Annotated in this window: 8 protein-coding genes and 1 pseudogene; all 9 read left to right on the forward strand. The window is 44.6% G+C overall.

Annotated elements, in window-relative coordinates; translation table 11 throughout:
* Positions 1-301 precede the first annotated feature (301 nt).
* Positions 302-1,021: pseudogene (locus MAA8898_RS27435) on the forward strand (replication endonuclease); the annotation flags it as partial.
* 92 nt (positions 1,022-1,113) lie between these two features.
* Entirely contained in the window at positions 1,114-1,476 is a 363-nt protein-coding gene (locus tag MAA8898_RS27440; protein ID WP_000436966.1) for a hypothetical protein, read from the forward strand.
* On the forward strand, positions 1,476-1,646 hold the full coding sequence (locus tag MAA8898_RS27445) for a bacteriophage K family protein (RefSeq protein WP_002253904.1): 171 nt from the start codon (positions 1,476-1,478) through the stop codon (positions 1,644-1,646). Before MAA8898_RS27440 ends, MAA8898_RS27445 begins: the two co-directional genes overlap by 1 nt.
* Positions 1,579-1,818 (forward strand): phage DNA packaging protein C, encoded by a 240-nt coding sequence (locus tag MAA8898_RS27450; protein WP_016670801.1) that lies wholly within the window; start codon positions 1,579-1,581, stop codon positions 1,816-1,818. Before MAA8898_RS27445 ends, MAA8898_RS27450 begins: the two co-directional genes overlap by 68 nt.
* Positions 1,815-2,273: a scaffolding protein D gene (locus tag MAA8898_RS27455; RefSeq protein WP_000084700.1), complete on the forward strand. Its 459-nt coding sequence runs from the start codon at positions 1,815-1,817 to the stop codon at positions 2,271-2,273. Before MAA8898_RS27450 ends, MAA8898_RS27455 begins: the two co-directional genes overlap by 4 nt.
* Positions 2,273-2,389: a phage DNA packaging protein J gene (locus MAA8898_RS27460; protein ID WP_000033471.1), complete on the forward strand. Its 117-nt coding sequence runs from the start codon at positions 2,273-2,275 to the stop codon at positions 2,387-2,389. The genes MAA8898_RS27455 and MAA8898_RS27460 overlap by 1 nt, the downstream gene beginning before the upstream one ends.
* A 36-nt stretch (positions 2,390-2,425) precedes the next feature.
* Positions 2,426-3,709 (forward strand): major capsid protein, encoded by a 1,284-nt coding sequence (locus MAA8898_RS27465; protein ID WP_000065572.1) that lies wholly within the window; start codon positions 2,426-2,428, stop codon positions 3,707-3,709.
* 110 nt (positions 3,710-3,819) lie between these two features.
* Positions 3,820-4,347: a hypothetical protein gene (locus MAA8898_RS27470; protein ID WP_000487867.1), complete on the forward strand. Its 528-nt coding sequence runs from the start codon at positions 3,820-3,822 to the stop codon at positions 4,345-4,347.
* A gap of 8 nt (positions 4,348-4,355) precedes the next feature.
* A complete protein-coding gene (locus MAA8898_RS27475) occupies positions 4,356-5,342 on the forward strand; it encodes a Minor spike protein (protein WP_000466547.1) in 987 nt (328 codons plus the stop codon).
* The last annotated feature ends 171 nt before the right edge of the window (positions 5,343-5,513 follow it).

The raw sequence follows: 5,513 nt of genomic DNA on the forward strand, positions 1-5,513 counted from the left end.
AAATCTTGGAGGCTTTTTTATGGTTCGTTCTTATTACCCTTCTGAATGTCACGCTGATTATTTTGACTTTGAGCGTATCGAGGCTCTTAAACCTGCTATTGAGGCTTGTGGCATTTCTACTCTTTCTCAATCCCCAATGCTTGGCTTCCATAAGCAGATGGATAACCGCATCAAGCTCTTGGAAGAGATTCTGTCTTTTCGTATGCAGGGCGTTGAGTTCGATAATGGTGATATGTATGTTGACGGCCATAAGGCTGCTTCTGACGTTCGTGATGAGTTTGTATCTGTTACTGAGAAGTTAATGGATGAATTGGCACAATGCTACAATGTGCTCCCCCAACTTGATATTAATAACACTATAGACCACCGCCCCGAAGGGGACGAAAAATGGTTTTTAGAGAACGAGAAGACGGTTACGCAGTTTTGCCGCAAGCTGGCTGCTGAACGCCCTCTTAAGGATATTCGCGATGAGTATAATTACCCCAAAAAGAAAGGTATTAAGGATGAGTGTTCAAGATTGCTGGAGGCCTCCACTATGAAATCGCGTAGAGGCTTTGCTATTCAGCGTTTGATGAATGCAATGCGACAGGCTCATGCTGATGGTTGGTTTATCGTTTTTGACACTCTCACGTTGGCTGACGACCGATTAGAGGCGTTTTATGATAATCCCAATGCTTTGCGTGACTATTTTCGTGATATTGGTCGTATGGTTCTTGCTGCCGAGGGTCGCAAGGCTAATGATTCACACGCCGACTGCTATCAGTATTTTTGTGTGCCTGAGTATGGTACAGCTAATGGCCGTCTTCATTTCCATGCGGTGCACTTTATGCGGACACTTCCTACAGGTAGCGTTGACCCTAATTTTGGTCGTCGGGTACGCAATCGCCGCCAGTTAAATAGCTTGCAAAATACGTGGCCTTATGGTTACAGTATGCCCATCGCAGTTCGCTACACGCAGGACGCTTTTTCACGTTCTGGTTGGTTGTGGCCTGTTGATGCTAAAGGTGAGCCGCTTAAAGCTACCAGTTATATGGCTGTTGGTTTCTATGTGGCTAAATACGTTAACAAAAAGTCAGATATGGACCTTGCTGCTAAAGGTCTAGGAGCTAAAGAATGGAACAACTCACTAAAAACCAAGCTGTCGCTACTTCCCAAGAAGCTGTTCAGAATCAGAATGAGCCGCAACTTCGGGATGAAAATGCTCACAATGACAAATCTGTCCACGGAGTGCTTAATCCAACTTACCAAGCTGGGTTACGACGCGACGCCGTTCAACCAGATATTGAAGCAGAACGCAAAAAGAGAGATGAGATTGAGGCTGGGAAAAGTTACTGTAGCCGACGTTTTGGCGGCGCAACCTGTGACGACAAATCTGCTCAAATTTATGCGCGCTTCGATAAAAATGATTGGCGTATCCAACCTGCAGAGTTTTATCGCTTCCATGACGCAGAAGTTAACACTTTCGGATATTTCTGATGAGTCGAAAAATTATCTTGATAAAGCAGGAATTACTACTGCTTGTTTACGAATTAAATCGAAGTGGACTGCTGGCGGAAAATGAGAAAATTCGACCTATCCTTGCGCAGCTCGAGAAGCTCTTACTTTGCGACCTTTCGCCATCAACTAACGATTCTGTCAAAAACTGACGCGTTGGATGAGGAGAAGTGGCTTAATATGCTTGGCACGTTCGTCAAGGACTGGTTTAGATATGAGTCACATTTTGTTCATGGTAGAGATTCTCTTGTTGACATTTTAAAAGAGCGTGGATTACTATCTGAGTCCGATGCTGTTCAACCACTAATAGGTAAGAAATCATGAGTCAAGTTACTGAACAATCCGTACGTTTCCAGACCGCTTTGGCCTCTATTAAGCTCATTCAGGCTTCTGCCGTTTTGGATTTAACCGAAGATGATTTCGATTTTCTGACGAGTAACAAAGTTTGGATTGCTACTGACCGCTCTCGTGCTCGTCGCTGCGTTGAGGCTTGCGTTTATGGTACGCTGGACTTTGTAGGATACCCTCGCTTTCCTGCTCCTGTTGAGTTTATTGCTGCCGTCATTGCTTATTATGTTCATCCCGTCAACATTCAAACGGCCTGTCTCATCATGGAAGGCGCTGAATTTACGGAAAACATTATTAATGGCGTCGAGCGTCCGGTTAAAGCCGCTGAATTGTTCGCGTTTACCTTGCGTGTACGCGCAGGAAACACTGACGTTCTTACTGACGCAGAAGAAAACGTGCGTCAAAAATTACGTGCAGAAGGAGTGATGTAATGTCTAAAGGTAAAAAACGTTCTGGCGCTCGCCCTGGTCGTCCGCAGCCGTTGCGAGGTACTAAAGGCAAGCGTAAAGGCGCTCGTCTTTGGTATGTAGGTGGTCAACAATTTTAATTGCAGGGGCTTCGGCCCCTTACTTGAGGATAAATTATGTCTAATATTCAAACTGGCGCCGAGCGTATGCCGCATGACCTTTCCCATCTTGGCTTCCTTGCTGGTCAGATTGGTCGTCTTATTACCATTTCAACTACTCCGGTTATCGCTGGCGACTCCTTCGAGATGGACGCCGTTGGCGCTCTCCGTCTTTCTCCATTGCGTCGTGGCCTTGCTATTGACTCTACTGTAGACATTTTTACTTTTTATGTCCCTCATCGTCACGTTTATGGTGAACAGTGGATTAAGTTCATGAAGGATGGTGTTAATGCCACTCCTCTCCCGACTGTTAACACTACTGGTTATATTGACCATGCCGCTTTTCTTGGCACGATTAACCCTGATACCAATAAAATCCCTAAGCATTTGTTTCAGGGTTATTTGAATATCTATAACAACTATTTTAAAGCGCCGTGGATGCCTGACCGTACCGAGGCTAACCCTAATGAGCTTAATCAAGATGATGCTCGTTATGGTTTCCGTTGCTGCCATCTCAAAAACATTTGGACTGCTCCGCTTCCTCCTGAGACTGAGCTTTCTCGCCAAATGACGACTTCTACCACATCTATTGACATTATGGGTCTGCAAGCTGCTTATGCTAATTTGCATACTGACCAAGAACGTGATTACTTCATGCAGCGTTACCATGATGTTATTTCTTCATTTGGAGGTAAAACCTCTTATGACGCTGACAACCGTCCTTTACTTGTCATGCGCTCTAATCTCTGGGCATCTGGCTATGATGTTGATGGAACTGACCAAACGTCGTTAGGCCAGTTTTCTGGTCGTGTTCAACAGACCTATAAACATTCTGTGCCGCGTTTCTTTGTTCCTGAGCATGGCACTATGTTTACTCTTGCGCTTGTTCGTTTTCCGCCTACTGCGACTAAAGAGATTCAGTACCTTAACGCTAAAGGTGCTTTGACTTATACCGATATTGCTGGCGACCCTGTTTTGTATGGCAACTTGCCGCCGCGTGAAATTTCTATGAAGGATGTTTTCCGTTCTGGTGATTCGTCTAAGAAGTTTAAGATTGCTGAGGGTCAGTGGTATCGTTATGCGCCTTCGTATGTTTCTCCTGCTTATCACCTTCTTGAAGGCTTCCCATTCATTCAGGAACCGCCTTCTGGTGATTTGCAAGAACGCGTACTTATTCGCCACCATGATTATGACCAGTGTTTCCAGTCCGTTCAGTTGTTGCAGTGGAATAGTCAGGTTAAATTTAATGTGACCGTTTATCGCAATCTGCCGACCACTCGCGATTCAATCATGACTTCGTGATAAAAGATTGAGTGTGAGGTTATAACGCCGAAGCGGTAAAAATTTTAATTTTTGCCGCTGAGGGGTTGACCAAGCGAAGCGCGGTAGGTTTTCTGCTTAGGAGTTTAATCATGTTTCAGACTTTTATTTCTCGCCATAATTCAAACTTTTTTTCTGATAAGCTGGTTCTCACTTCTGTTACTCCAGCTTCTTCGGCACCTGTTTTACAGACACCTAAAGCTACATCGTCAACGTTATATTTTGATAGTTTGACGGTTAATGCTGGTAATGGTGGTTTTCTTCATTGCATTCAGATGGATACATCTGTCAACGCCGCTAATCAGGTTGTTTCTGTTGGTGCTGATATTGCTTTTGATGCCGACCCTAAATTTTTTGCCTGTTTGGTTCGCTTTGAGTCTTCTTCGGTTCCGACTACCCTCCCGACTGCCTATGATGTTTATCCTTTGGATGGTCGCCATGATGGTGGTTATTATACCGTCAAGGACTGTGTGACTATTGACGTCCTTCCCCGTACGCCGGGCAATAATGTTTATGTTGGTTTCATGGTTTGGTCTAACTTTACCGCTACTAAATGCCGCGGATTGGTTTCGCTGAATCAGGTTATTAAAGAGATTATTTGTCTCCAGCCACTTAAGTGAGGTGATTTATGTTTGGTGCTATTGCTGGCGGTATTGCTTCTGCTCTTGCTGGTGGCGCCATGTCTAAATTGTTTGGAGGCGGTCAAAAAGCCGCCTCCGGTGGCATTCAAGGTGATGTGCTTGCTACCGATAACAATACTGTAGGCATGGGTGATGCTGGTATTAAATCTGCCATTCAAGGCTCTAATGTTCCTAACCCTGATGAGGCCGTCCCTAGTTTTGTTTCTGGTGCTATGGCTAAAGCTGGTAAAGGACTTCTTGAAGGTACGTTGCAGGCTGGCACTTCTGCCGTTTCTGATAAGTTGCTTGATTTGGTTGGACTTGGTGGCAAGTCTGCCGCTGATAAAGGAAAGGATACTCGTGATTATCTTGCTGCTGCATTTCCTGAGCTTAATGCTTGGGAGCGTGCTGGTGCTGATGCTTCCTCTGCTGGTATGGTTGACGCCGGATTTGAGAATCAAAAAGAGCTTACTAAAATGCAACTGGACAATCAGAAAGAGATTGCCGAGATGCAAAATGAGACTCAAAAAGAGATTGCTGGCATTCAGTCGGCGACTTCACGCCAGAATACGAAAGACCAGGTATATGCACAAAATGAGATGCTTGCTTATCAACAGAAGGAGTCTACTGCTCGCGTTGCGTCTATTATGGAAAACACCAATCTTTCCAAGCAACAGCAGGTTTCCGAGATTATGCGCCAAATGCTTACTCAAGCTCAAACGGCTGGTCAGTATTTTACCAATGACCAAATCAAAGAAATGACTCGCAAGGTTAGTGCTGAGGTTGACTTAGTTCATCAGCAAACGCAGAATCAGCGGTATGGCTCTTCTCATATTGGCGCTACTGCAAAGGATATTTCTAATGTCGTCACTGATGCTGCTTCTGGTGTGGTTGATATTTTTCATGGTATTGATAAAGCTGTTGCCGATACTTGGAACAATTTCTGGAAAGACGGTAAAGCTGATGGTATTGGCTCTAATTTGTCTAGGAAATAACCGTCAGGATTGACACCCTCCCAATTGTATGTTTTCATGCCTCCAAATCTTGGAGGCTTTTTTATGGTTCGTTCTTATTACCCTTCTGAATGTCACGCTGATTATTTTGACTTTGAGCGTATCGAGGCTCTTAAACCTGCTATTGAGGCTTGTGGCATTTCTACTCTTTCT

The organism is Antarctobacter aquimaris (assembly GCF_900184945.1).
Classification (GTDB): Bacteria; Pseudomonadota; Alphaproteobacteria; order Rhodobacterales; family Rhodobacteraceae; genus Maliponia; species Maliponia aquimaris.